The organism is Bacillus cereus group sp. MYBK216-1 (genome assembly GCF_051916495.1).
In the GTDB taxonomy this organism is placed as follows: Bacteria; Bacillota; Bacilli; order Bacillales; family Bacillaceae_G; genus Bacillus_A; species Bacillus_A thuringiensis_K.
In genome coordinates this window covers 344511-370675 of the sequence record NZ_JBQAGT010000001.1, presented here as the reverse complement: position 1 = coordinate 370675, position 26165 = coordinate 344511, and the positions used below count along the sequence as shown (strand labels likewise).

The window sequence follows — 26165 nt, the reverse complement described above, 5'->3', positions numbered from 1 at the left end:
TTTCTTCATTACACTTGCATCGCTTTCTCTCTCAATGCTCTTCTTAACAACTTACCCGTCGTATTCTTCGGTAATTCTATTAAAAACTCAATGCTTTTCGGCACTTTATATTTCGCTAAATGTAACGTGCAGTAATGCATTAGCTCTTCTTCTGTTACGTTTGCTTGCTTCAAAACGACGTACGCTCGCACAGCTTCTCCTAAGTTTTCATCAGGAACACCGATTACGACAACTTCCGCTACTGATTCGTGCGTATATAATACTTCTTCTACTTCACGAGGGTATACGTTATAACCGCCAACTAAGACGATATCTTTTTTACGATCCACGATATAGAAGTAACCTTCTTCATCCATTTTCGCCAAGTCACCTGTATATAGCCAGCCGTCTTTCAATGTCGCAGCTGTATCTTCTGGTGCATTATAGTATCCTTTCATAACGTTAGGTCCGCGAACGATTAATTCGCCGACTGCGCCGACAGGTACTTCTTCCCCAAGTTCATTTACAATTTTATTTTCTACATGCCAAATATTTGTGCCAATTGATCCTGGTTTACGAGGACGATCTAGCGGATTGAAACAAGTAACTGGTGATGCTTCTGATAAACCGTATCCTTCTGAAACAATAACGTTAAAACGTTTTTCAAAGTTTTGCAGAAGAGCAACAGGCATCGATGCACCACCGGAAATACAAAGGCGAAGCGTCTTCACATCTTCTGCACTTGCTTCTTCAAATAAATATAAATAATTGTACATCGTCGGTACGCCAGCAAAGATCGTTGGTTCGTACGTGCGACAAATACGGAATACTTCTTTCGGACTAAATTTCGGTAACATTAAAATCGTTGCCCCGTTCACAATCGGTGCATTTACCGCAACTGTTAAACAGAATACATGGAACATAGGCAGTGCCGCAACAACGCGGTCATCAGCCGTATATTGTAAATACGACGCCACATCGTTCGCATTACTATATAAATTTTTATGTGTTAACATAGCGCCTTTCGGTTTTCCAGTTGTGCCCGAAGTGTATAGAATAACCGCTACATCTTCTTCATCTAGTTCAGGACCTTCGTAAGTTGTATCTCCAGTCCCCACAAAACTAGTAAACGTTTTCATTTTTTCGGTTTCTGTATGGTTAAAATCTGATGAGGTTTCACATATGATGATGTTTTCTAATGAAGGAAGTCTTGTTGTAAGAGATTGTATAACAGGTAGAAGGACGTCGAGTACGATGATTGTTTTTACATCTCCATTTTGTAAAATATAATGCATTTCGTCTGCTGTATAAATTGGATTAACTGGAATAACAGTTGCTCCGGCTTTCATTGTTCCGTATAAACCGACCAAAAAATGTGGTGAGTTCCCAACAACTAATGCGACATTGTCCCCTTTTCCAATGCCCATTTCTGCTAAATTGCTAGAAAACCTTGTGACCATTTTGTTTAATTGGTCATATGAGACCGACTGATCCATAAATATATAAGCCGGTTTTTCCCCCTTCTTTTTTGCCGTTTCAGCCAAAGATTGAACGAGATTCACAAAAACCCCACCTTTATAAAATTTAGAATATTTAAAAATTCTAAATTAATTATATTAAAAGAAAATTAAAGTGGCAAGTGATATTCTATTAACTGCATATAGACAGATCACCTTTTCTTAGTTTACTTTGGAAAAATAAGGGGATTTTATTTACAAGTAATTTATAACACTAGACCAAAAATCATTTTAGGATAATATGCACTCATCTTTTTTCTAAGATTTTCAAGTTCCTCTTTATTTAAGCTCGTATACTCCCCATACAAATTCAAAACGTCCGCTCCATTTTCATGAAAATACACGGTAACATATAATGCCGGTAACCCTGTATTGTCTTCATCTATTGATAAGACGACATCTGGTGTTTTATTAACAGTGCTGAATGTTTCATTTCTTTTCCACTTCTTATTTTGAAACATGTCTTGTATATCATGTATCTTTCGTTTGTTATCTGTATGCGTAAAATATATAACATTATCCTCCGCTGGTTTTCCGATAGACAAAATTGTACGACTTGAGGGCGATCCACTGCTACACGCTGTCATTCCGACGACGAAGCTGAGTAATAATACAACGTACATTACCCTTTTCATTTCGATTCGCCTCCTTTTGTATATATATATTCCTTTACGAGGGGCGAATGTCCTGTGATTTTATGTTTTGTGGTAAATGAAATTATATGAGCGATTTTTCAGTTATATCAGCGCAACTCAATTTATATCGGCGATTTTTCAAATATATCAGCGATTTTTCAGTTATATCGACTTACCGACAAAACCTGACAATCTACGCAAAAAGAAAGAGGCTGCCCATTATCGCAACCTCCCTTATTTTTAGAAGAATAAATGTAAGAAATCTTCTGTTGTAATGTTACCGAAGTAGCGTGCGATATCTACGCCTTCTAAAGCTGCAGTGAATGCATCTTTATCGAACTGAACGCCTGTTAGACGCTCTTCGATATCATGAACATCTAGTGAACCGAAGAAGTCGCCGTAAACTTTACATTCTGTTACTGTTCCTTTTTTCACTTCAAGACGAACGTCAACTTGTCCAACTGGGAAGCGGTGTGAATGTTGTAAGTTGAACTTCGGTGATTTTCCGTAGTTCCAGTCCCAATTTTGGTAGCGCTCTTCAGAAAGTTTGTGGATTTCTTTCCAATCTTCTTCTATTAATTCGTACGTTGGAATTTCTGTTTCCCCTTCGAAAATTGTTTCTAGAAGAAGTTGTCTAAACTCTTCTGTCGTCATTTCTTCGTTTAGAAACTCTGTAATGTTCGCAACGCGGCTACGGATTGATTTAATACCTTTTGATTGAATCTTATCCATTTTTACTTTTAATGCCGATACGACGTGATCGATTTCAGAATCAAATAGTAACGTACCGTGACTGAACATACGACCTTTCGTTGAGAACTGCGCGTTACCTGAAATTTTTCTACCCTCAGCTAAAATGTCGTTACGACCACTTAGTTCTGCATTTACACCTAATTTACTAAGCGCTTTCGTTACAGGCTCTGTGAATTTTTTGAAGTTGCTGAAACTGTCTCCATCATCTTTCGTAATAAAACTGAAGTTTAAGTTTCCTAAATCATGATATACTGCGCCTCCGCCTGATAGACGACGAACGACATGAATACCTTTTTCTTTTACGTAATCTGCATTAATTTCTTCTACTGTGTTTTGGTTTTTACCAATGATAATCGAAGGCTCATTAATGTAAAACAGTAAATATGTTTCGTTAATATCTAAATTTTTCACACAATATTCTTCAATTGCTAAGTTTATTCTAGGATCTGTAATCCCTTTATTATCAATAAATAACATCGTATCACCTCATGAGTTCCATACGTAGCCACTATGCGCTAGCGTAATGTGGCCACTGAAAATTTGTTTTGCTTCTGTTACTAAATCAGATGGGTTGCCTGTATGCGGTAAGTGCGTTAATAAAAGTTCTTTTACATTTGCATCTTTTGCAATACTTGCTACTTCTGTACTATTCATATGCCCTGCTTTTGCAGCCTCTTGATGTGCATACATATTACACTCACAAATGAAAAGATCAGCATCTTTCGTGAATGGAATGAATTCAGGAATATAACTTGAATCAGCGCTGTATACTACAGCATCATCTCCAGCTGTAATACGCATCGCAAAGCATGTAACAGGATGAACAGTTTTTAAGAACGAAATCGAGAACGGTCCAACTTGAAGTGTTTCTTCTGGATTGTACGCGATTCCTTTCGTATGTGGTTCATGTGTTAAAGAATGGAATCCATTCTCGTCAAACGTATGACCGTATATTGGTAATTCCGGTAGTTGCCTTGTTGTCGCACTCGTAATTAATCTCGCATATTGCAATACCCCAATGTCCGCAACATGATCGTGATGATAGTGTGACAGTACAACTGCATCTATATGAGATGGTGTTATATATTTTTGAAGCTGTGCTAGTACACCACTACCACAGTCTACAAGTAAACGAAAACCATCGTGTTCAAACAAATACCCCGACGTTGCTTCTCCCGCTTCTGGAAAGCCGCCCCAAAAGCCGACAACAGTCATTTTCATATGTATCCATCCTTTCTAAAACCGAGTAGGAATGCAGTTTTTCTCCGTACTTGAGAAAGTTTTTTACTTACATCCTACATTGTTAACTATAATCCATTTCCTAAACTTTTTCATTAATTTTCAATTTTGTTATAAAACAGTTGTTGACTTTTATTTTTTGTACTAATACAATGATAGTAAGAAATGGAAATGGAGGGATTGACATGATCGATCAACCAATGGAGTTTTTCAGAAATTTACCGACGAAAACTTGTGCGCACTGCGGGAAAGAAATTGATGAGCAACACGAAGCATACCATAACAAATGTGACGATTGCGTTCACGAAGAATAGTAGTTTTTGAACATAAAAAAACCTAGCAGACATAGTCTACTAGGCTAATAACATCTTATCCTTCATCGTTGAACCTTTCACCAAGAGCTCCAGTTCAAACTCATACAATTCTTTTTTTCGATAATTTTTCGTATGGATTTTATCCATCATTAGGTCGACAACTTTTCGGGCCATTTCATCAATTGGCTGTTCAATTGTCGTAATACCTGGTTCTGTAATCTGCGATAATATTTGATTATCAAAACCGATAACAGCGAGATCATCTGGAATGCTCCAGTTATGGCGTTTCGCCTCTGAGATAATTCCAGCTGCTACCTCATCGCCTCCTGCCAAAATCGCGGTAGGATTTTTTTTGTCCTTTAATACTTCATGGAATATTCGTTTTCCATCTTCCCAAGAGAAAGCGTTTTCAATAAAGTCAATCGCTTCTACTTGGCGGCTCTTCTCAGTTATTGCACGTAAAAAGCCCATTTTTCGCTGCTGGCTAACGACTTTGGTTTCGTTACCACGGCAAAAAATAAGATTACGATATCCTTGATCTAACACATGCTTCGCAGCTATGTATGCTCCTTGCGCATGATCAAACTTCACTGTTGGAATATTTGCTTCCTCAATATATTCATTACACAACACGATTGGACCGTGCTGTAAGTATGGCTCTACATCTTCCCACGGATTTTCTAGTGAACATAGAATAATCCCATCTACTTGTTTCGTAGATAATAATTGTAAATACTCCATCTCTTTTTCCGGTAAATATCTTGTTTGACAAATAATCAGTTTATATTTATGTTCAGAAGCAGCAATCTCGATTGCTTCAATAAATCTACTGAAGAAAGGATTTGTAATCCTTGGAACTAGCACCGCAATTGTTTCCGTTTTTTGTTTACGAAGCCTTCTCGCCGCAGAATTAGGAACGAAGCCTAAATGCTTCATTGCTAATTGAACCCTTTTTTTCTTCTCATCTGAAACATATGGATGATTATTAATCACCCTAGAAACCGTTGTCCTTGATAACCCTGCTAATTTCGCCACGTCCTCTATAGTCGACACGAAATTCTCCCCCTTTGCATGAAAACGTTTTCTTAAATTGATTATATAGTATATTATTGGAAACTGCAATATCGGTTGTTAGGATTTTACTATATTAATATTATACATAGGTAAAAGTCTGTTAATGCATGGGCAATATACTGCTTTTAGAAATTTACGTTATGTACATTCCTTTTCTTAATACCATATATCCTTTATTCAATATAAACCCCCATCAATACGTCATCTCCATATGATCCATCTTCATACTTTATTTGCTTTCTTTGTCTTCCTTCTTCTACAAACCCCATACGTTTGTACACTTTAATTGCCCGATCATTAACAGAAACTACACCTAAACAAATTTTTTCTAAACCTTTCTGCCTTTTAGCCCAACTAATAAGAAATTCAATTAATTTCGTGCCGATGCCTTGATTACAATACGCCTCTTTAATTCCCATTCCCATTGTACCTGCGTGTTGTAACCGTTCTAGTTCATATCGGTTGAAAATTAAAAAGCCAACTACCTTCCCATCTACTTCATACACGATATAAAGATTTCCTTTCTCATTGCTTTTCCGTATCTTTTCTCTTTCTGCATTCATATCATTCGGTAACTTCTTCGGGGATACTATGAAAAACTTTGTAGTATTTTCCGATAATATAATTTCTTTTCTAATGTTCATTATTGCTTCTGCATCAGTCTCTTTTGCTAATCGTATCATTGAATCACCTCGTACTTTTTCTTTTTAAAAATAATATTAAAACTATAAAACGTCCAATATGCAATATTGCATATTGAGAATCTTTTTACTCTTGATACAATATTCATACATCAAAATAAAAGGAATGTATGCAATGAATCCAATCTTAACAGCTGCAAAACAACTATTACATAAAGAAGAAAAGGTTTTATCTACTTTAAAATGTTCACTTACTGGCTATATGATTACGCATAAAGTCCCGTATCCTGGCATGTTACTTGCTACTAATCAAAGACTTCTCTTTTTTAGCCAATATAAAAACACATTCATTGCCGAATTTGATTATGAAAAAATTCTATCTATAGAAACGAAGAGAAGAATCTTTGACAAAAAAATAATATTTTACTATGAAGATGAATATATAACGCTTGGATACATTACAAGTTCGAATGTTGAAGCGTTCATAGACTTACTACAAAGAAACAGCAAGACTAGCACAGGCTTATAATCAGCGGGGATCCCCTCGCTGATTCATTATTTTAACTCCTCCCACTTCGTCCAAACTTCTCTCCCGTTTATACGGTACATATTATCCTCTCTATCCATAAATCTATGTACAATAAATTCACGTCTAATTGTACAAAAATCATCATGATATTGTTTTATAAATGTATTAATTTCTTTTTCTGTATATTGATTTCCAGCATCTAACTTGCTAATTAAATGCTCTAACAATACTAGTTTTTTCTTCTTTTGACCTGGAATCGATTTTAAGCGCTCCTCTTTATCGAAAAAGTTACGAATGGTCGTATCACGGAATTTCATTTCACTTTCAGTCATTTTTTATCCTCCATCACTTTTTTTCTTTATCTTTTCACTTAAAATATCAATAAAGTAATATCCACCCATTAACACATAATAGAACGTAAGTATTCCAAATGCATCTTTCATACTTGTATATACTTCTTTATCAAACAATATAGGTGAAAGGGCATAAACAAGAAAGATTATTAGCGGATTTACGATAAAATAATAAGTAAGATTGCCTTTCATCATATCAACTCTTCTACCCTATGTTTCTCTGTAAATTGTTGTAATTCCTTTTCTTTCGTTTCTATAGCTTTTAGAAAGATTTATAGATGAACTAAGGAAAAGATGCCCTCTATTAAAATAAAAAAGCACCAAAAAGGTGCTTTTATCTACGCTTCAACCGATTGATTTTCAGCAACATTTTTAAATTGTCGTTTGTGCATCAAAGTTAAGGAAGCGATTGTTCCAAGTGATAATACAACGATAAAGATCATGAGCATTCCTATGTTTTGCCACATGAAGTCAAAGTCTCCACTCGATACGACTGCTTTCAATCCTGATACAGAGTATGTCATCGGTAACCAAGCATTGAATGGTTGTAAAAACTTCGGAATCAATTCTAGTGGGAATGTTCCGGCACTTGTTGTAAGCTGCATAATTAATGTGATGATGGCGATAAAACGGCCTGCATCACCGAATGCTGTTACTAAACATTGAATTAATGCGATAAATGCTAAGCTTGTAACGATGCTAAAGAGTATGAAGTACGGAATACTTTGTACTTCTACACCTAATCCGAACAGTAATATAACATCTGCTACTATCGCTTGAATAATACCGACCGATAGTAAAACACCGAACTTACTAATAAACCAGCTAAACCCTGATTTTGGAACACCGACTGTATCACGTAATGGATATACAATTGATAATAGTAATGCCCCAACGAATAAACCAAGTGATAAGAAGTACGGCGTAAATCCAGTTCCGTAGTTTGGAACTTCCGCCATTTTCTCTGTCTTCACTTTTACAGGACTTGCAAACATATCATACGTTTTATCCGTCCCTTTTACTTCACCAGTTTTTTCTGCTCCTTCGCCAAGTTTCTCTGCAAGTTCACCTGAACCATCGTTTACTTTCACTAGTCCATCAGTTACTTTTCCTGATCCGTCTGCTAGTTTATTTACGCCGTCGATTAGCTGGGTTGAGCCATTTGACATTTGATTTAGGCCACCATTTAGAGTACCTAAGCCCGTTGTTACTTGACCAGATCCGTCTGCTAATTGATTTACTCCACCTGCCATTTGGTTTGCTCCTACAGATAATGTTCCTAAACCATCTGTTACTTGGCTTGAACCATCTGCTAATTGATTTACTCCACCTGCCATTTGGTTTGCTCCTGCAAATAATATTCCTAAACCGCCTGTTACTTGACCAGACCCATCTGCTAATTGATTTACACCACCTGCCATTTGATTTGCTCCTGCAGATAATGTTCCTAAACCGCCTGTTACTTGACCAGACCCATCTGCTAATTGATTTACTCCTGCAGATAATGTTCCTAAACCACCTGTTACTTGGCTTGAGCCATCTGCTAATTTCGTTACACCTACAGATAATGTCCCTAAACCGCCTGTTACTTGACCAGACCCATCTGCTAATTTGGATACTCCTACAGATAATGTTCCTAAACCGCCTGTTACTTGACCAGACCCATCTGCTAATTGATTTACTCCTGCAGATAATTGACCTAATCCTGCTGTCACTTTTCCAGAGCCACTTTGTAATTGCGTTACTCCATCAATTAATTGAACTGATCCATCTTTTAATTTATCGGCACCTATTTTTGCATTATCTAATCCCTCACCAAATCCATGAAACTTACTAACAAATTCATTTTGTGCGCTCGTTAGTTTCTCAATACCACCTGCTAGAGTTTTTATCCCTGCTGGATTTGGTAATTTATTTTGCAATCCACTTGTTTTTTGATTTATTTCGCCCTTTAATTGTTTTACTTCTTCATTTAGTTTATTTGTTCCACCTACTACTCCGGCAGCCTTTTGCTGAACTGTCGCTGTACTTTTTACAGCACTTGTTATGAATGGTTGTAACTGCTCTTGATATTCTTTCGGTAAACTTTCAATTTGCTTTTGTAAATTCGCTACCTCTTGTGCTGCATTTTTGGCATCTCCTGCTGTTGATTGTGTAAGTTCATTTAACTGATTTACATTCGCCCCAGCTCCATCTATTTTTTCATTTACTGTATTCAATATAGAAGGAACTTTCGACTGCATTTCCTCTAAGCCTGCAGCAGACTTTTGTACGTTACTATTTAACTCTTGCAATCCCTTTTGGATCGCTTGAGAACCTTCCTCTAATTGGCTTTGCCCTTCAACAAGTTTTCCCATACCATTTGATAGGTCCGTTGTTCCTGTTTTTAATTCACCGGATTTACTTACTAATTTGTTCAAGCCACCGGTCACTTTCTCAGATCCATCACGCAACTCACCCGTTTTACTATTTAACGTATTTAAACCGTCTGTTACTTTGCCTGATCCGTCTACTAATTTCCCTATACCTGCATTGCTATTTAATGCATGTAAACCATCTGTTACTTTGCCTGATCCATCTACTAGTTTCCCAATACCTGCATTGCTATTTAATGCATGTAAACCATCTGTCACTTTGCCTGATCCATCTACTAATTTTCCGATACCTGCATTGCTATTTAATACATGTAAACCATCTGTTACTTTGCCTGATCCATCTACTAATTTCCCTATACCTATCTGCATTTCACCTGTTTTGCTATTTAGTGTATTTAAACCATTTGTTACTTTGCCTGACCCATCTACTAATTTCCCTATACCTATCTGCATTTCACCTGTTTTGCTATTTAGCGCATTTAAACCATTTGTTACTTTGCCTGACCCATCTACTAATTTCCCTATACCTACCTGCATTTCACCTGTTTTACTATTTAGCACATTTAAACCGTTTGTTACTTTGCCTGACCCATCTACTAATTTATTAGATCCATCCGCTAATTTCTGAACTCCATCCTTCATCTCCCCAGACTTCCCTTGCAGTGTATGAAGGCCATCTGTCACTTTACTTGAACCATCATGCAGCTCACTTGATCCGTCGTGTAGTTTATTTGCACCTTCCGCTCCATCTGCTAATCCTTTTGAGACGTCTTGAATGGAATCAAACATTTTCTCTGCATATGTTTTCGTTAACGTACTTGATACTTCACCTTTAATTTTTTCAATGGCTGTTCCGCCAATTTGTGAAGATAGGAAGTTTAAACTTTCGTTTGGAATGTATTCTAAGTTTAATGGTTTTGGATCATCTTTTAATAATGTTGTAGCGTTACTTGAGAAGTCATCTGGAATGCGCACTAACATGTAATACTTTCTACCTTCCATTCCTTTTTTCGCTTCTTTTTCACTTACAAATTCCCATTTGAAACTTGTATTATCTTTTAAGTTATCAACGAGCCCTTTTCCGACCTCAATTGGTTTCCCATCAAATACTGCACCTTTATCTAAATTGACTACCGCAACTGGTAAATCATCTAACTGTTTATATGGATCCCAAAAAGCCCATAAAAACATACCTGCATATAAAATTGGTACGAATAAAACCGCGATAATTGGAATTAATATTTTTTTACTTTTTATAATTTCATTAAACTCTTTCCGAAGTAACTGATTCCATTTCATCTTTACTCCCCCTCTTTCAAATGACTAAAATGTTCATTTAGTCATTTTTACCCAAATAAAAAGGCTATATTTATTCATACATATGCCTTATCCCCGAATTTATACTATGCAACTTTTACTCAATATGAAATTATTTTCCCTCCTTAAATTAAATATATGACCGTTTTGTTCATTTAGTCATATTTTATAATAATAAAAGGATTATCTTAATTTGACAATCCTTTTAATAAATAAAGTTCAAATAATTCTGCAATTTTTCCTTTTTCTAGTGGTTCGTGATTTTTTTCCCAATCAAAAATAAGCGATACGTATAGGCGAAGCATAATAAATGCTGTAATTTCTGGATCACATTTGCTAATTTCACCTTTTTCAATCGCAATCTTTAAATACGATTGAATAACAGAAACGATTTCCACATCAACTTGTTGCATAACTTCTTGTACTTCTTTCGTTCCCATATCGCGCTCTTCTTGAATTAATTTAATCATGAGCTGATGTTCTTTTCTAAATTCCAAGATGCTATATAATGCTCTATGTACATTTTCAAAAAATGAAACATCTGAACGAATTGCATTTTCTGCAACTTGCTTCATTTCTGTAATTAAATTAGAAATAATTTCACCAAATAACTCTTCTTTATTTTTGAAAAAAGTATAAATCGTTCCTTTTCCTACATTCGCTAACTTCGCTACTTGATCCATCGTTGTTGCTTTATAACCGAACGCTGAAAAAGACTTTGTTGCAGCTTCAATAATAGAACGTTTTCGATCTATCGCCACATTGTCACCTCCAAAAATGACCAATTGGATAATATAGTCAATCAGTACATCTTTGATATTACCACACGCTTACATTCTATACAAGTTCTCTTTTTATTATTTCCAGTATAAAAAAATTTCAGTCAGTGTATATCATACTTTCCATAGTTTATCAAAAAGTATACTTGTATGGAAAGCTAGAATATATTCGTAAATAATTGCTGACTAGATCCCACTAGAAATTTAATAAAATAGACAGTGTTCTTAAAACCAACGGTTTAAGAACACTGTCTATTATTTTGACATAGAAAGTAATATTTTCTCCATTTCTTTCTTAGTTAGCTCATCATCGATTATCTCTTCGTATATCTTTGTATCTCTTGTAAAAATATCATTCACTATGACAATTTGATAATCACTATTCTTACCTTGTGCTGGTACAAACATTTTAAGGCCTCTTAACTTCCCCTCTCCATGAGAAGATTTATTATATACCATTTCTTTCCCATCTAAACTATAACTTTCTAGATTCTCTACTCCAGGCATCATATAGTGTAGCGGATCCTTAGTGCCATTACCATTACCATTACCATCCATATACATCCTTGACTGATAAATCGTAAAACCATATTTTCCTTTTGTATATTCTGATTTAATAACTAATTCTACGTCTCTTCCAAAATATGAGTCAGCCCACTCTCTCTTTAACTCATAACCTTCAGGTATATAAGTCGGCTGCTTAATTTGATACGGTACATGTTCTTTTGCTTCTTCCATAGTATATGTTAAAGACTTCTGCAATTTATCATCAAAAGGTTTTAATTTCTTCTGAATAGTAGCTAGTCTTTCTTGATCAGCTTTCTTCAAGCGTTCAGGTTTATATTCCTTTGTATCTCCATCATAATTCTCAGGCACATTTTTCTTAACCATTGCTTTTTTCTGAATTTCGCTAGCCTCTTTAAATAATTGGACATATTGTTCAAATTCTTCTTTTGTAAAATTCTTTTCTGCCAAATACAAAAAATCTGTATCTCTTTTATATGATTTTATCGACATACCCCATTCTCTACTTGCATTCTCTGGTGTACCATATACTGTTTCTATCGCTTTTTCAAATGCAGGTTTATATTGCTTGTTTTCTACAACCTTTTCCTTTTGTCTTTCATCTCCCTCAGTTATCCTTGCATTTAATAAAAATCCGCCTGCTATAGCTGCTATCGCAATAACTCCAAGTAAAGAAAGACGATACGATTTCTTTTGGAATTTTTTAATCATAATGATTCTCCTTTTTAGTGTTCGTTTATTTCTACTTAAATTTGCTAGGCTTGGTACTTGATAGGAATAATGTTCTAGAAGGGTAATAATTGTATGTCCGTATGCAATTTGCTCCTCTTTATCTATGAAAGTAAGCGCATATGCATCACATGCCAATTCTTGATCTTCTCGCATACAAAAATAGGCGTACCAAAGAATCGGATTGAACCAATTTAATAGGATTAAACTGTACATAATCCAATTTACAGCTACATCGTTTCTCTTAATATGAGCTAACTCATGGTAAAAGACATATTGTAATTGTTGCTCATTTAATACTTTCATATGTTTTTTTGATAGTAATACTTTCGGACGAAAGAAACTAAACACAGTTGGGCTCGCAATCTTTCCCGCTAGACGTAACGAAACTGCCTTCTTCATTTTCATAGACTGCTTACAGCGATTAAACACTGTAATGGCCTGTTCATCTGTAATATCGGGTTGTTTCTTTATGTACGAATATAACCGTCTATTTGTAAGAAACGTGATGGTTGCTAATATGATTACCCCAGCTAGCCAAACATACAAAGCAAGTTTGTATAAAGAAAATGTAGTCTGTTTTTCCAAACTGACTTCTACTTCCGGTTCGCTAGTTTTTGTCACCATTTTAGGATTTGATTCCAATTCCACTTTACGGTCGCTTTCTATGTTCTCTATATTCTCAGTAGCCGGCATATTTTTCGGAATCACTTCCGATACACTAGAACGATAGGAAAGTAATGAGTAAATGCTATAAGAGCTATCTGGCGACCACGGTAAAAGGAGTCTTATCATTAATACGATCCACAGCATATATTGCCACCGGGGGGTTAATTTATTTCTAAATAGAACTTTTATACATAAAATAAATCCAACTAATATGCTAGCCATAAGTGACGTTTCTATAAGCCAATCAAAAAAATGAGGAAGGTATATATTTATAAGCGTGTTTATCATTTTTATCGATCCTTCCTCTTATTCTCCTCTGTCTTCTCATCTAAAATGCGTTTTAATTCATTAATATCTTCTGAAGATAATTTCTCCTCTTTTAAGAAATTAACAAGTAATGGTTTAAACGCTGCACCGCAAAAACGCTTTAGTAAAGATTTCGTTTCCACTTGCAAATAATTATCTTGTGATACTAACGGATAATAAGCATACATTCGCCCTTTATCTTGATGGTAAGAAACGGCTTCCTTTTGTACTAATCGATTAATTAATGTGCGGATTGTTTTTGGTTTCCAGTCCATTGTATCTTCCAGTTCTTCTATAATTTCATTCGCTGTTTGTGGAGAATTCGACCAAAGTACTTTCATAATTTCTAATTCTGCTTCAGATATTTTAGGTAATTGATTTGTCAACGTATGTTTCACTCCTAAGTATTACATTCGTAATCTACAATTAAGATTACAAATGTAATACTTAATTGTCAACCATATTTTAGAAAAAATTAATTCCAGCTAACCTTACTTTACAACAAAAAAATTCCTCTTTTTTAAATAATCAAATAAAAAAAACAAGAAAATCTTTACAATTAATAGTAATATAGAAAATAGAAAAGTTTATCAAAACAGTGGAGGCTTTTTCATTCATGATGCGTGCACTTCGTTTAAATATAAAGCAAGCTTTTTGTAGTCGTATTTCTTTCATTATGATGCTTAGTGGATTCGTTCTTATTTGCATTTATCACTATTATTATGTAATTCGTTATTTAGGAGACGCAGCAAATGGTCCTATATCAACAGATTTAAAATGGATTGGATTTCGCGACAATGAAATGGATGTTTATTTATTATTAATGCCAGTTATTGCGAGTTTCCCCTTTAGTACAAGTTACAATTCGGATAAGTCCGATGGTTTTAAACCGTTTGTGAGTAAGGGGATTTCTATATTTCCTTATTCCGTAGCGAAATATATCGTTACGTTTTTTTGCGGAGGATTTCTTTATACACTTCCATTCATCTTATCGTTATTATTTTGCAAATTAACCATTCCAGACGGAACACCTACGGTTGGGTCAGGCATCATAAATGCTGATGGAATGTTCGCAAACCTATATTTTGATGCGCCTCTCACTTACATTACTGTATATATTGGAATTAATTTTTTATTTGCAGGTTTAATGGCCCTTTTAGGACTTGCTGCATCTGTATGGTCACAAAAAGACTATATGGCAATTCTCTTTCCATTTGCAGCCGCCTCCATTCCGTACGTCCTGCTAAATACAATACTTCCTTCAATAGGCGGAGCACCTTTTCATTTATATGATCCGAAACAACCATTGCAAGGCATGTCACCATATATTTTAATGACGCAATGTGCTTTCTTCCTTTTCGTTAGCTTACTTATGTATATACAAGGAGTAAAGCGGGATAGAAAAAAATATAAAAGAAGACTGCAAAAAAGAGAGCGGTGTAGAAAAGCGTTTCAAGTATAATAAAACCCTAATTTCCTTACTATATTGGAAATTAGGGTTTATTTACTATTCACTTACGGTGTACCAGCCAACCCCCATAAAATAACGACCGCTACAAAATAAATCGCTTTAATACCTACAACTAAACATAATGAAACAATTGCATATTTACTTAATTCTCTTCTTGCACCTATTAAAGTGAAAATAACCGCCAAACTAAATGTTATATAAGAAGCTGCTGTATGTATTAAGTTATACGTAATATCTAGATTGCTTGTAAGTCCTGTTATATCAGCTACAAACTGAAGCATGATGATCGTACTAAAAAAAATTGCAAACTGATTCATTACCTTTCCATTTATTTGTAACTGCATTGTTGTCCCCCTTGTTAAAAACTAAATATTCAATCAATTTTATCATTAGATTACAAAAAAAGGAATCATCTCTTTATACTATTCTATAACGATGCAAAAAAAGAACGCTTAGTCACCTAAGCGTTCCCCACTTTAAGAAGCCTTCTTCAAATCAATTTGAGCAAGTACTGGGTCGTGGTCACTTACACGTCCGTGCTCTTTCATTATGTTTGAGTTTAAGTGCACTGGATCTACAATTGTGTGCGGTGCGATGTTGTTTGTTACTAAAATATGATCTAACACTTGCGCATTTCCTTCGTGAATGTACGTGTAACGATTCTCTTTCGGTACTGTGTTTAACATATCTTTTAAGATTGTTCCCTCTAGTGTTTTTAGTGGTTTAGAGAATTCGAAATCGTTCATATCACCTAACACGACAACTGGTGCATTCGTATTCTTTTTCTGAATTCCTTGTACGAAATGATTTACTTCTTGCGCTAACTGAATTCGTTTGTCTTCACTTTTTAATACGAGCGGCTGCACTTTTCCAAATGGCGTTGCATCTCCTATTTTTGAGTTTAAGTGATTTGCAACGACAACAATGTTTTGTCCTTGGAACGTAAATTCTGCCGCTAACGGTTTACGTGTACTTTCAAATAATGGATTTTCGTCTCCAATACGAACGACATTTTTATCAAGTAACTTCGGTACCGTCGCTAATTTCACGCGTGATGGATTATAGAAGAAACCGACGCGAATATTCGCTCCTGGTGCTCCTCCGTCTTGATTATTGTTTGGAGCGATTTCTACATACTCATACTTTGGCCCGCGAATTTCTAGAACTGCATCAATGATACGTTTTGCGCTTAATGACGCATCTGTTGTACCGTCATTAATTGATCCGTTATTATCTTGCATTTCCTCTACACCGATAATATCTGGCATTTTTAAATTGTATTTAATAGAATATGCTAACGCTTTTACCTTTTCATCTGTTGTTTCTTTTTTATTCGCCGAGAAGTTTTCAATGTTATATGTAGCAACTGTTAACTTATCAAGACGAGGCTGAATATTTGCGCCTACTTGCTTAAATCCACCATCCACTACAGATGGTAATTCCGTTATTGGCGAAATGCGGAACGAACCGTAATCATATCCGACTACCCCTGTTATATCTCCAGTGAAAGTATCTCCTACTTTTGCTACATAATCGCGAGGTACTTTTACAGAAAGGCGCTCTGGGTTTAATTGATTTTCATCTAATAGAGGTGTTCCATATTGTGTTACTATTTTATCTCCACTATTTTTTACTGTTACATATAAATTTCCGTTTTTCTGAGGTGTAATGATTTTTGGTGTTGGCATCGTAACACGCATGCCTTCTATACTTTCATAGAAGTCGATTGCATCTTCAGTTGGATCAAATAAACCAAATGCATCATTATCAATAATCTGGTCCGGGATTTTCACACCGTTTTCTCCAAGTATGATCGGTGCTGGTAAAGGTTGATTTTTTGCGACTACAGCAACGCGACTCGCCTTAATTTCTGTCGTCGTTAAGTCTGTTTCAAATCGCTCTGCATATCCTGGTCCAACATATTCTTCTACTACTCCATCAACTTGAATAAGATCTCCTACTGCTACATTCGCATCTTTTTTATATACGTACATACCTTCTGAAGTAGCTGGATCATTATCTGGTTGATTATCTTCTATATAAAAGCCGTTTTTATCAAGCGCTGTGACAACGCCTTCCACATTGTATACTTTCTTCCCGTTGTAAGGAGACATATGTGATTTTCCTTGAATGTCATGAATACGAACCTGTTCATTATTTACGATAATAAATGAAAATGTCGAAATTGCTGAAGAAGTAAGTCCTTCTTTTTCTGCGATTGCTTTCACTACACTATTTTCATTCACTATAATTTGTCCATTATAACGAACACCTTTATTAGTAGGATTAGAGCCATCTAACGTATAGTAGATTGTTGCTCCCTCTGTATTCGTCGTTAATGTTACCGCTGTTCCTTTAGCAACTTCTCCACCGTTCGGTGAAGCTACTACATCGCTAACACGGTTTTGTCCTTCACCTTGAAACTTATAAGCTGTTACTGATTTTAGACCTGGGTTACTAAAATATAATTCAAGAGTCCCAGTCAAAATAACTTTCTTCCCGATATTTTCAGGGTGATCTTTTACATTCACTGCCGTTCTCACATCACCTTTCGGTAACTGAACGGGCATGATTTTGTCTGGATTCGTTTCGTTTGGCGAATCTGCAATTGCTACGTTTGTATCATCAAACTTAGCTGGATCCTTCGTATATTTAGAAGAACTTTGCGTATATCCAACAATATATCCTTCTACTATCCCCTTCGTTTTCCCTTGCTGCTTAAATACTTCAATTGCTTTTTCTACTGACATAGAAGCAGTTTCTTCTGCTTGCGCTAAAGTTCCAGTAAATGAAAGCAATAGCAAGAATGATAAAAAGACACTTAACAATTTCTTCACAGCCATTTTCCTCTCTCTATTTCATATTTTCTCAGCATTTCTATCATAACAAATGATTCGTTATATAGAACTATATTTCGACAAATTTTACAAAAGATTTATTTAATTTACAAGCTTTCAAACTATAATACAAAATAATAATTTTACACCTTCTACAAATACACTCTATAATGTTAGAGAGAGAAAACAGAAAATATCGACATTTAATTGGCATGTAAAATGGATTCATTTGAATAGGAGTGATTGGATGGAAGTGCAAACAGAAACATACCGCGCAGCTATGAATGGAACATTAGAACGTCATTTTTCAGATATGATTGCCGTTATACCAACTAGAATTACAATTGAGCAGTTAAAACAGCGACTAGAAACGATCGCTACTAAAGTTGATGATTTAAAAATTGTTTATAGTGATGAGACAAGCCTTATTGTTGAATTACATATGGGTGAAACAGTCATACCGTATGAACTGCATATTGATGAACCGAACGATCCAGAAGGATATAAAATGTACAATAGACAAGATACTACAATCGTAGATCGTAATTTTGAAGATGCAGCTTTCGGCACTGAAATTTTCACTCGTACGCTATTTGTAGGCGATGTACTGGACTGCTTTTTCCAGCAGTTACAGTTCTTATGGAATCTCGCCCCAGATTTGTTATTTGTAATCGATTCAAGTGCAGCAATGAAAGTGATATCTAGAAGCTATATTGAATATCACGTTGAAAATGAATTATTACCTGACATTCCTGACTTATACGTTATTCATTCCGTTTATGAAGACGATAAAGACGGTGAGCCTACGCAATATTGGTTTCATACACATGGTCTTTTAAGAGCAGGCGTAACTGAAATAGAGTTAATTATTCCAAATCGCATTTCTTCCTACTACGGCATTAGCGATCTCTTTCAAACATTTGCTAATAATGCCGTTGAGAATGGACAAGTCCCTATGAATGAGCCTATCGTTATCGCGCATAGTCAGCAAGGTTCTATACATACAGTCGCTGTTCCGTGGGAAAAAGGATTATCTTATATAGGGCATAAAACGAGTATGGACCAATTATCTTCAATCGAAGATGAGGAAGTGAGTCTACAACCAATAGATTCACAAAATGCATTCTTAGGCGGAATGGATGCCCGAGATGAATACCATCAATCTCCATCCGTTCTCTTATTCAAATTTAATACTTCAGAAGAATATATTGAAAGTTTTTTCAAAGAACACGAGGAAGCTACAGGGCTCATGTTCTATAAAACAAATAGTGAAACCGATCGTATGGCTTACAATGCGAAAAATACTTTTGGGTATTTCAGCAACATTTTTCACATTGAACAATCAAATGAAGATTTTCGTTTCCTTGCTAAGTTTGGTGTCTCCTACGAAGAAGGAAAAAGTGAACATATGTGGTTTGAAATGCAAAACATTACGGAAGATTTCATTCAAGGAATACTCATTAATGAACCATATTTCATAGAAGATATGAGTGAAGGAAATAGTTATCATTTAGATTTTGATAACTTAACAGAATGGGTTATTTATGCAGGAGATGCTGTTATAAAGCCAAATAACTTATATATGTTTATTGGCGAATAAGTATTTTATATAATAAACGAAACGCCTTCAATATGATTGAAGGCGTTTCGTTTATTGTGCGATTAATTCAGCATCTATTACTTTCTCCAAATGAGATAATACACGCTTTGCAGCTTCCTCACCTTGATTAATACAATCTGGAAGTCCAGCACCAGCATAGGAGCTACCTGCCAAGTATATACCAGGCAACTCTTTCTCCATAAATGTTGTGAGCTTTTTCATTCGCTCGTTATGGCCTACTGTATATTGAGGCATCGCTTCTTTCCAGCGGCTTACGATTGTAAACTCTGGATCCTCTGTAATATCCATCGTCTTTCTTAAATCTTCTAGTACGAGCTGAACGAGCTCTTCTTCAGTTTGTTCTACAACCGCTTCATCACCAGCACGTCCAACGTAACAGCGAAGGAGTGTTTTTCCTTCTGGCGTTGTATGTGGCCATTTTTTATGCGTCCACGTACATGCTGTAATGGTGTAATCGCTATTTCGTGATACGACAAATCCTGTACCATTAATATCGCGCTGGATTGCGGACTTTTGGAAAGCAAGTGCGACATTCGCAACGGATGTGGATGGAATATTACGAAAGAAACGAAACTGCTTGTATTGAGCAAACATGGACGGCAATACTTTATGCGAAGTTGCCACTACGATAGCGTCTGCTTCTATTTCTTTTCCGTTACTAAGAGTAATCGTATAACCATCACCCTGTTTTGCAACTTTTTCAATGCGAGTTCCCTTTATTATCGTACCTTCATGCATCTTTGCTTCAAGAGATTCAACGATAGATTCTAAACCTGTTTTCACTGTTTGGAAGATTCCTTTTTTCGGTTCAGCTTTCTCTTCTTTCGGAGCGAGCGTACGCATACCGAGTGAAATGCTGCGATGTTTCTGCTCAATCTGATACATTTGCGGGAATGTTGACATTAAGCTCATTTCATCAATATCCCCTGCATAAATACCCGATAGTAACGGTTCTATTAAGTTTTCAACCACTTCGTTTCCAAGACGATGTCTGAAGAATTGTCCGAGTGATTGGTCAGATACTGGCTTTGACCTTGGCATTAATAGATCAAAACCAGCTCTTAGTTTACCAATTGGGGAGAACAGCCCGGAAAATAGAAACGGCGTAATTTGCGTTGGAATTCCCATCATTGATCCATTCGGCATTTTATGTAATCGATTGTTTACGAGGATAAATGATTGACCGGCTTGATTATTTACAAGTTCATCGCCAAGGCCTAATTCTTTCACTAATCTAGCTGCACTTTCTTTTCGTGCTAAGAAAGAATCCGGTCCGCGCTCAATTGTAAATCCATCTTTTCGAACGGTTTGAATTTTTCCGCCAAGTTTACCCGATGCTTCTATAAGTAATGTATCAATCGGCAAGTTTTTTTCATGAATATTTTTTTGTAAGTTATACATTGCTGTTAATCCAGTAATACCTCCGCCGACGATCACAACTTTTTTCCTCAAGCAGGCTCCCCCTTTCTTCTTACAGTACAGATTCTTTTTTCTTTAATACAACATCTGTTAAACAATCAATAAATGCGTCCGATGCATTTGGCATTTCTGGACGATAATATTTCGCACCAATTTCATCCGTTACAACTTTACACTCAAAGTCATTGTCATATAAAACTTCTAAATGTTCCGCAACAAATCCAACTGGTGCATATACGAATGAAGTATAACCGTGCTTTTCATTTAGTTCTCTCGTTAAATCTTGTACATCTGGACCAATCCAAGGATCTGGTGTGTTTCCTGCACTTTGCCAGCCTACTGCATAGTTTGCTACTTCAGCTCCGCGCGCGATATGATCCGCTGTTTCATTTAATTGATCTGGATATGGATCGCCCATTGCAATAATTTTCTCTGGTAAGCTATGTGCAGATACGATTAATACTGCTTTTTCACGCTCTGCATCTGACATACCGTTATATATACCTTTCACTGCATCAACCCAGTACTGGATGAATTTCGGCTCTTTATACCAGCTATCAATGCCGTGAATTGTTAAGTTTCCAAGTTTCTCAGCTTCTTCTTGTGCTCGTCCAACGTATGATTTCACACTAAACGTAGAATAGTGAGGTGCAAGAACAAGTGCGATTGCATCTTGTATTCCGTCGTTATGCATATCTTTCACTGCATCTTCAATAAACGGTTCAATATGTTTTAAGCCAAGATACATATGGTACTCTACTTCATCTTGTACTTCATTTAAGCGCTTCTCTAACTTCTTAGCTTGCTCTAATGTAATAGTAGCTAAAGGAGAAATACCACCAATTGCACGGTAACGCTCTGTTAAATCTTCCAACATTTCAGGACTTGGCTTTCTTCCTCTGCGAATATGTGTATAGTAACGTTCAATATCTTCTTCTTTATATGGCGTTCCGTATGCCATTACAAGCAAACCAATTTTCTTTTTCATACAGCAATTCTCCTTTACTTCGCTAACTTCCCTTTAGAATATTCATGAATAAATGTAGTTAAACGTTTTAATGTATCTGGATTTACTTCTGGGAACACACCGTGACCTAAGTTAAAGATATAACCCGGCTGTTTCATCCCTTGATCTAAAATACCTTTTACATGTTCTTCAATAACAGACCATGGTGCAAGTAAGAATGAAGGGTCCATATTTCCTTGTACCGCCTTAAGAACGCCGCGTGCACGTGCTTCTTCAATCGGTAAGCGCCAGTCTAAGCCGACTACATCAAGCGGTAAGTCGTGCCACTCATTCACTAAGTGTGCAGCTCCTACGCCGTGCATAATCATCGGTACACCCATCTTACGAACTTCTGCAAAAATACGCTCCATTGCTGGTTTAATAAATACGCGATAATCTGCTACATTTACTGTTCCAACCCAAGAATCGAAAATTTGAACTGCTTTTGCTCCTGCGTTAATTTGCGATTTTAAATATGTAATAACCATATCTGCTAGCTTATCCATTAAAGCAAACCAAGCTTTTGGCTCTGCATACATGAACGCTTTCGTATTATGGTAGTTACGAGATGGACCGCCTTCAATCATATAGCTCGCTAATGTAAATGGAGCTCCTGAAAAACCGATTAACGGTACGTCTAACATTTCTGTCGTTAATAAACGAATTGTATCTAGTATGTACGGTACATCATCTTCTGGATTGATTTCCCCTAGTTTTTCTACGTCTTGTAAAGAACGGATTGGGTTATCGATAACTGGGCCAATACCTGATTTAATTTCTACATCCACACCAATTGCAGGTAGTGGTGACATAATATCTTTATAAAGAATTGCTGCGTCTACGTTATATTGATCAACCGGCAATTTTGTAACGTAAGCACATAACTCTGGATTGTGTGTAATTTCAAATAAAGAATACTTTTCTTTAATCTTTCTATATTCCGGCTGTGAACGACCTGCTTGACGCATATACCATGCTGGTACATAATCGGTACGTTCCCCCCTACATGCTTTTAAAAATGTCTCATTTATAGTTCTTACCAAGACCCTTGCTCCCTTCCTTACCAATGCTTCGAATACGTTCGATATTTATCTTTTTTTACTATACAGCTTGTAAAAACAAAATGCATAATATTATGTACGTTGTTCATTAAATTGACACAAACATTCGTAAAAACGCTTACTATTTTCACAACATTCTTATTATAACACAGAGAAAAACTATGGTTTAGCTACTTTTGACTTTTCTCCTTCGCGATTCGTTTGTGAATTATATGGTACAACGTAAAAGCTCGGTTTTGAAAATATGTTAACGAACTTTTCCTCATATTCTCCAGCACCATTTACAGTGCTAACATGCGTATGAATTCCGTTCTCCACTCTATAGATTCGGTACATAATTCTGTTATCTGGAAGTGGCGTCCAACTTAATTTTGCTTTAAATAAACCGAAAGGGCTAAATGATAGTTTCATTTTTACATCTTCAATTTTGCGCAGCCGAATCGGAGCACCGATTGTTTCCACACCTTCAGGCTTCATAAACTTCTCTTTATGTTCTACATTAGCCTTCGTTAAAATTTTCTTAAACAATTTTGTCGCAGATGCACTTTCTCCTTGCAACTGATGTTCCTTATCCGTACGGTCATAACCAATCCAAACAGCGCCTACTAAGTTCGGTGTATAGCCGACGAACCACATATCTCTTGCTCCCTTATCGTCATTTGGCAATGAAGTTGTACCCGTTTTTCCAGCTAGCGCACCGTTATATACACCTGCTCTCGCTGTCCCCTCCTTCACAACTCCTTCTAACATTTTCGTCATATACCATGCTGTCTGCTTCGAGAAGATTTTCGTCTCTACTTTTGGAGATTCCCCAATGACTGCACCGTGTCTATTTAATACTTTATCAATAACGTGCGGCTCGATAATATTTCCATTTGCTAAAAATGAACGATACATTTTTACAAGATCAAATGTTGAAACGCCATTTTTCAATCCGCCAAGCGCTGTACTTAAACCAGCATCTGCAATATGGACATTTCCTTTTTCTAAATATTGCTTTCCTTCTTCTACCCCTAACTCATTTAATAAAGAAACTGCCGGTACGTTTGCCGACTCTAAAATCGCATCATACATCGTCATTTCTTTTGAATACTCATGATTATAATTTCGAGGTTCATACCCTTCAAAAGAATTTCTTTCATTCGTTAATAAAGAATACGGATTATACTTTTTCGTTTCTAGTGCTGGTGCATAAACGATAAGTGGTTTTAAAACAGATCCGGGCTGCCTTTTGGCAAAAACACGATTAAATCCTCTCGGGACGTACTTTCTTCCCCCAATCGCCGCTTTAATCCCTCCCGTACGATTATCCATTAATAAAAATGCACCTTGTGCCCCTTCTTCTTTCCCAGGAAAATTCCTTGCATCTTGAAACTGGTTATACGCTACCTTTTGAATTTTTTCATCCATAGGTACGACAAACGTATATCCTCCGCGAAGTACTTCTTGATGAGACAATCCGTATAAACGAGCTGCTTCATCTATGACCATATCAATATACGGCATATATGCGAGCTCATTTTCGTCTAAGTTTTTATATAAAGCAATCGTCTTTCCTTGATAACGTACGCTATCTTCGGCAGTCAAATAGCCTTGTTTATGCATAAGTGACAATACTAGATCGCGGCGTTCCTTACTCTTCTCTGCAGAATAGTACGGTGAATATCCGTTTGGTGACTTCGGAAGGCCTGCAAGCATTGCCCCTTCCTCTACTGTTAAATCCTCAACATTTTTATTAAAATATAACTTTGCTGCTGCTTGAATACCGTAAGCCCCATGACCAAAATAAATATGGTTCATATACATTTCAAGAATTTGTTGCTTCGTATATTTTTGCTCTAATTGAAGAGAAATTGCGACTTCCTTCAATTTGCGCGTAAATGTTTTTTCACGAGTTAAAAAGACGTTTTTAGCGAGTTGCTGCGTAATGGTACTACCGCCCTCTACCTTTTCTCCAGCTAACGTATCTTTATAAAGAGCACGGAATATAGAGGGATAATCAATTCCTTGATGCTCATAAAAACGAGAATCTTCCACCGCAACAAATGCCTGTTGCACATACTTCGGAATTTGCTCGATCGGTACGAGCTCTCTATTTTCTACGTATAATTTCGTAATTTCTTTCCCTTTCTGGTCAACGATACGTGATGAAGAGTGGAAAACGAGCTGCTTTTCATCCATCATATAGCCACCAGCTAACACGATAAGTTTATAGAGTACAATCGCTACTACGAACGTTGCGACGCCGCCTAATAAAGTCCACTTTACTTTCTTCATACATCGTCCTTCTTTCCAAATGATGGTACATTTATTATTTGAAAAAGAAGTATCTTTATGTATATTATCTTCGAAGTTTTTTAAGAGAGTTGATATAATAGAAACAAACTATTAAGGGGGCATTAAAATGAAGGCTATTATTTCATATGAAACACCTCTAGAACAAGCACATTTCACTGCAAAAAATGATGAAAAAAATATGTTTTATAAAGAAAATACAGAAGAATCTGTAGAAGGCTCACTTAAGTATGACGTACTAGATGCTGTCGGTGAATTTAAAGGACAACCTGGCTATATCGTTTGTAACAACATTTCTGTCACAGACGAAGGTCGCCCTGTATTTGAAAACCGCTTTAAAAACCGCGCAGGCCTTATCGAAAACGAACCAGGATTCCAAGCGATCCGTGTTCTACGCCCATTAAGTAACGATACATATGTTATCTTAACGATGTGGGAAACAGAGCAAAACTTTAAAGATTGGACAGAATCACGTTCATTCGAAAACGCTCATAAAAAACGTCCCACGCAAGCAGAAGGACAAGCTCCGGCACATCCACATGCGGAACAGCAAAAGAGTATTTTCTCACGTCCATCTTTTGTGACTACTTTTAATGTGTTAGTTTAATTTTTTGGAGTTTGGAGTTCGGAATTCTCGGTATGTGAAATTATATCGGCGATTTTTCGAATATATCAGCGCAACTCGAATTATATCGGCGATTTTTCGAATATATCGGCGTAA

Annotated in this window: 23 protein-coding genes; 5 read left to right on the top strand and 18 right to left on the bottom strand. The window is 36.2% G+C overall.

The window, feature by feature from the left end; genetic code table 11:
• Window positions 1-8 precede the first annotated feature (8 nt).
• From ACTFRH_RS02020 to ACTFRH_RS02005, 4 genes are all read right to left on the bottom strand, one after another.
• Window positions 9-1541, bottom strand: a complete 1533-nt coding sequence (locus ACTFRH_RS02020; protein ID WP_001055200.1) for a fatty acid--CoA ligase family protein — start codon at window positions 1539-1541, stop codon at window positions 9-11.
• A gap of 161 nt (window positions 1542-1702) precedes the next feature.
• Window positions 1703-2131 carry a hypothetical protein gene (locus ACTFRH_RS02015; protein ID WP_000832641.1) on the bottom strand — a complete coding sequence of 143 codons (429 nt, stop codon included), beginning with the start codon at window positions 2129-2131 and terminating at the stop codon, window positions 1703-1705.
• 240 nt (window positions 2132-2371) lie between these two features.
• Window positions 2372-3361, bottom strand: a complete 990-nt coding sequence (locus tag ACTFRH_RS02010; protein ID WP_000897279.1) for a lipoate--protein ligase — start codon at window positions 3359-3361, stop codon at window positions 2372-2374.
• Window positions 3362-3370: 9 nt separating this feature from the next.
• Window positions 3371-4105 (bottom strand): MBL fold metallo-hydrolase, encoded by a 735-nt coding sequence (locus tag ACTFRH_RS02005; protein WP_000784690.1) that lies wholly within the window; start codon window positions 4103-4105, stop codon window positions 3371-3373.
• A 203-nt stretch (window positions 4106-4308) separates the two neighbouring features.
• On the opposite strand from ACTFRH_RS02005, the gene yhfH reads away from it, so the two are divergent.
• Window positions 4309-4437: a protein YhfH gene (yhfH, locus tag ACTFRH_RS02000; protein ID WP_000567010.1), complete on the top strand. Its 129-nt coding sequence runs from the start codon at window positions 4309-4311 to the stop codon at window positions 4435-4437.
• A 39-nt stretch (window positions 4438-4476) separates the two neighbouring features.
• On the opposite strand, the gene ACTFRH_RS01995 is transcribed toward yhfH, so the two are convergent.
• Window positions 4477-5490 carry a LacI family DNA-binding transcriptional regulator gene (locus ACTFRH_RS01995; RefSeq protein WP_000103712.1) on the bottom strand — a complete coding sequence of 338 codons (1014 nt, stop codon included), beginning with the start codon at window positions 5488-5490 and terminating at the stop codon, window positions 4477-4479.
• A gap of 194 nt (window positions 5491-5684) precedes the next feature.
• On the bottom strand, window positions 5685-6194 hold the full coding sequence (locus ACTFRH_RS01990) for an N-acetyltransferase family protein (protein WP_440048792.1): 510 nt from the start codon (window positions 6192-6194) through the stop codon (window positions 5685-5687).
• 133 nt (window positions 6195-6327) lie between these two features.
• Here ACTFRH_RS01990 and ACTFRH_RS01985 point away from each other — a divergent pair, with 133 nt between their 5' ends.
• Complete coding sequence (locus ACTFRH_RS01985) at window positions 6328-6681, top strand: PH domain-containing protein (RefSeq protein WP_001068226.1); 354 nt, start codon at window positions 6328-6330, stop codon at window positions 6679-6681.
• Window positions 6682-6707: 26 nt separating this feature from the next.
• Here ACTFRH_RS01985 and ACTFRH_RS01980 read toward each other — a convergent pair whose 3' ends face one another.
• The 6 genes from ACTFRH_RS01980 to ACTFRH_RS01955 all read right to left on the bottom strand — a co-directional run bounded on the left by ACTFRH_RS01980 (window position 6708) and on the right by ACTFRH_RS01955 (window position 14120).
• Window positions 6708-7013 (bottom strand): DUF2087 domain-containing protein, encoded by a 306-nt coding sequence (locus ACTFRH_RS01980; RefSeq protein WP_000140300.1) that lies wholly within the window; start codon window positions 7011-7013, stop codon window positions 6708-6710.
• Window positions 7014-7016: 3 nt separating this feature from the next.
• Window positions 7017-7229, bottom strand: coding sequence for a hypothetical protein (locus ACTFRH_RS01975; RefSeq protein ID WP_001986098.1), 213 nt, complete (start codon window positions 7227-7229; stop codon window positions 7017-7019).
• Between the two features lie 143 nt (window positions 7230-7372).
• The gene (locus ACTFRH_RS01970) at window positions 7373-10708 is read right to left on the bottom strand and encodes a YhgE/Pip domain-containing protein (RefSeq protein WP_000871852.1); all 3336 of its coding nucleotides are present in this window, start codon (window positions 10706-10708) and stop codon (window positions 7373-7375) included.
• Window positions 10709-10914: 206 nt separating this feature from the next.
• Window positions 10915-11487: a TetR/AcrR family transcriptional regulator gene (locus ACTFRH_RS01965; protein ID WP_000963379.1), complete on the bottom strand. Its 573-nt coding sequence runs from the start codon at window positions 11485-11487 to the stop codon at window positions 10915-10917.
• A gap of 273 nt (window positions 11488-11760) precedes the next feature.
• Entirely contained in the window at window positions 11761-13716 is a 1956-nt protein-coding gene (locus ACTFRH_RS01960) for a M56 family metallopeptidase (protein ID WP_033702956.1), read from the bottom strand.
• A 2-nt stretch (window positions 13717-13718) separates the two neighbouring features.
• Window positions 13719-14120 carry a BlaI/MecI/CopY family transcriptional regulator gene (locus ACTFRH_RS01955; RefSeq protein WP_000184507.1) on the bottom strand — a complete coding sequence of 134 codons (402 nt, stop codon included), beginning with the start codon at window positions 14118-14120 and terminating at the stop codon, window positions 13719-13721.
• A 230-nt stretch (window positions 14121-14350) separates the two neighbouring features.
• Between ACTFRH_RS01955 and ACTFRH_RS01950 the strand changes: the two genes are divergently transcribed.
• Complete coding sequence (locus ACTFRH_RS01950; protein ID WP_000984166.1) at window positions 14351-15196, top strand: hypothetical protein; 846 nt, start codon at window positions 14351-14353, stop codon at window positions 15194-15196.
• A gap of 53 nt (window positions 15197-15249) precedes the next feature.
• Here the strand turns inward: ACTFRH_RS01950 and ACTFRH_RS01945 are convergent, their stop codons facing one another.
• The gene (locus tag ACTFRH_RS01945; RefSeq protein ID WP_001176844.1) at window positions 15250-15549 is read right to left on the bottom strand and encodes a hypothetical protein; all 300 of its coding nucleotides are present in this window, start codon (window positions 15547-15549) and stop codon (window positions 15250-15252) included.
• Between the two features lie 132 nt (window positions 15550-15681).
• Window positions 15682-18048 carry a DUF6359 domain-containing protein gene (locus ACTFRH_RS01940; protein WP_000279268.1) on the bottom strand — a complete coding sequence of 789 codons (2367 nt, stop codon included), beginning with the start codon at window positions 18046-18048 and terminating at the stop codon, window positions 15682-15684.
• A gap of 241 nt (window positions 18049-18289) precedes the next feature.
• Here ACTFRH_RS01940 and ACTFRH_RS01935 point away from each other — a divergent pair, with 241 nt between their 5' ends.
• Window positions 18290-19642, top strand: coding sequence for a DUF4026 domain-containing protein (locus ACTFRH_RS01935; protein ID WP_000453723.1), 1353 nt, complete (start codon window positions 18290-18292; stop codon window positions 19640-19642).
• A 51-nt stretch (window positions 19643-19693) separates the two neighbouring features.
• Here ACTFRH_RS01935 and hemY read toward each other — a convergent pair whose 3' ends face one another.
• The 4 genes from hemY to ACTFRH_RS01915 form a co-directional block, all read right to left on the bottom strand.
• Window positions 19694-21115 carry a protoporphyrinogen oxidase gene (gene hemY / locus ACTFRH_RS01930; RefSeq protein WP_001228098.1) on the bottom strand — a complete coding sequence of 474 codons (1422 nt, stop codon included), beginning with the start codon at window positions 21113-21115 and terminating at the stop codon, window positions 19694-19696.
• Window positions 21116-21134: 19 nt separating this feature from the next.
• On the bottom strand, window positions 21135-22070 hold the full coding sequence (gene hemH, locus ACTFRH_RS01925; protein WP_000726773.1) for a ferrochelatase: 936 nt from the start codon (window positions 22068-22070) through the stop codon (window positions 21135-21137).
• A gap of 14 nt (window positions 22071-22084) precedes the next feature.
• Window positions 22085-23131, bottom strand: coding sequence for a uroporphyrinogen decarboxylase (gene hemE, locus ACTFRH_RS01920; RefSeq protein ID WP_000252617.1), 1047 nt, complete (start codon window positions 23129-23131; stop codon window positions 22085-22087).
• A gap of 177 nt (window positions 23132-23308) precedes the next feature.
• Window positions 23309-25426: a transglycosylase domain-containing protein gene (locus ACTFRH_RS01915; protein WP_000756299.1), complete on the bottom strand. Its 2118-nt coding sequence runs from the start codon at window positions 25424-25426 to the stop codon at window positions 23309-23311.
• A 127-nt stretch (window positions 25427-25553) separates the two neighbouring features.
• On the opposite strand from ACTFRH_RS01915, the gene hmoB reads away from it, so the two are divergent.
• Window positions 25554-26051, top strand: a complete 498-nt coding sequence (hmoB, locus tag ACTFRH_RS01910; protein WP_000644056.1) for a heme-degrading monooxygenase HmoB — start codon at window positions 25554-25556, stop codon at window positions 26049-26051.
• The last annotated feature ends 114 nt before the right edge of the window (window positions 26052-26165 follow it).

What these genes read in the sequence shown, in the direction of transcription:
- hmoB (WP_000644056.1), top strand. Translation starts at nt 25,554, where the DNA reads ATGAAGGCTATTATTTCATATGAAACACCTCTAGAACAAGCACATTTC.
- yhfH (WP_000567010.1), top strand. Translation starts at nt 4,309, where the DNA reads ATGATCGATCAACCAATGGAGTTTTTCAGAAATTTACCGACGAAAACT.
- ACTFRH_RS01950 (WP_000984166.1), top strand. Translation starts at nt 14,351, where the DNA reads ATGATGCGTGCACTTCGTTTAAATATAAAGCAAGCTTTTTGTAGTCGT.
- ACTFRH_RS02005 (WP_000784690.1), bottom strand. Translation starts at nt 4,105, where the DNA reads ATGAAAATGACTGTTGTCGGCTTTTGGGGCGGCTTTCCAGAAGCGGGA.
- ACTFRH_RS01975 (WP_001986098.1), bottom strand. Translation starts at nt 7,229, where the DNA reads ATGATGAAAGGCAATCTTACTTATTATTTTATCGTAAATCCGCTAATA.
- ACTFRH_RS01970 (WP_000871852.1), bottom strand. Translation starts at nt 10,708, where the DNA reads ATGAAATGGAATCAGTTACTTCGGAAAGAGTTTAATGAAATTATAAAA.
- ACTFRH_RS01990 (WP_440048792.1), bottom strand. Translation starts at nt 6,194, where the DNA reads ATGATACGATTAGCAAAAGAGACTGATGCAGAAGCAATAATGAACATT.
- ACTFRH_RS01945 (WP_001176844.1), bottom strand. Translation starts at nt 15,549, where the DNA reads ATGCAGTTACAAATAAATGGAAAGGTAATGAATCAGTTTGCAATTTTT.
- ACTFRH_RS01935 (WP_000453723.1), top strand. Translation starts at nt 18,290, where the DNA reads ATGGAAGTGCAAACAGAAACATACCGCGCAGCTATGAATGGAACATTA.
- ACTFRH_RS01980 (WP_000140300.1), bottom strand. Translation starts at nt 7,013, where the DNA reads ATGACTGAAAGTGAAATGAAATTCCGTGATACGACCATTCGTAACTTT.
- ACTFRH_RS01940 (WP_000279268.1), bottom strand. Translation starts at nt 18,048, where the DNA reads ATGGCTGTGAAGAAATTGTTAAGTGTCTTTTTATCATTCTTGCTATTG.
- ACTFRH_RS01960 (WP_033702956.1), bottom strand. Translation starts at nt 13,716, where the DNA reads ATGATAAACACGCTTATAAATATATACCTTCCTCATTTTTTTGATTGG.
- hemH (WP_000726773.1), bottom strand. Translation starts at nt 22,070, where the DNA reads ATGAAAAAGAAAATTGGTTTGCTTGTAATGGCATACGGAACGCCATAT.
- ACTFRH_RS02010 (WP_000897279.1), bottom strand. Translation starts at nt 3,361, where the DNA reads ATGTTATTTATTGATAATAAAGGGATTACAGATCCTAGAATAAACTTA.
- ACTFRH_RS01915 (WP_000756299.1), bottom strand. Translation starts at nt 25,426, where the DNA reads ATGAAGAAAGTAAAGTGGACTTTATTAGGCGGCGTCGCAACGTTCGTA.
- ACTFRH_RS02015 (WP_000832641.1), bottom strand. Translation starts at nt 2,131, where the DNA reads ATGAAAAGGGTAATGTACGTTGTATTATTACTCAGCTTCGTCGTCGGA.
- ACTFRH_RS01985 (WP_001068226.1), top strand. Translation starts at nt 6,328, where the DNA reads ATGAATCCAATCTTAACAGCTGCAAAACAACTATTACATAAAGAAGAA.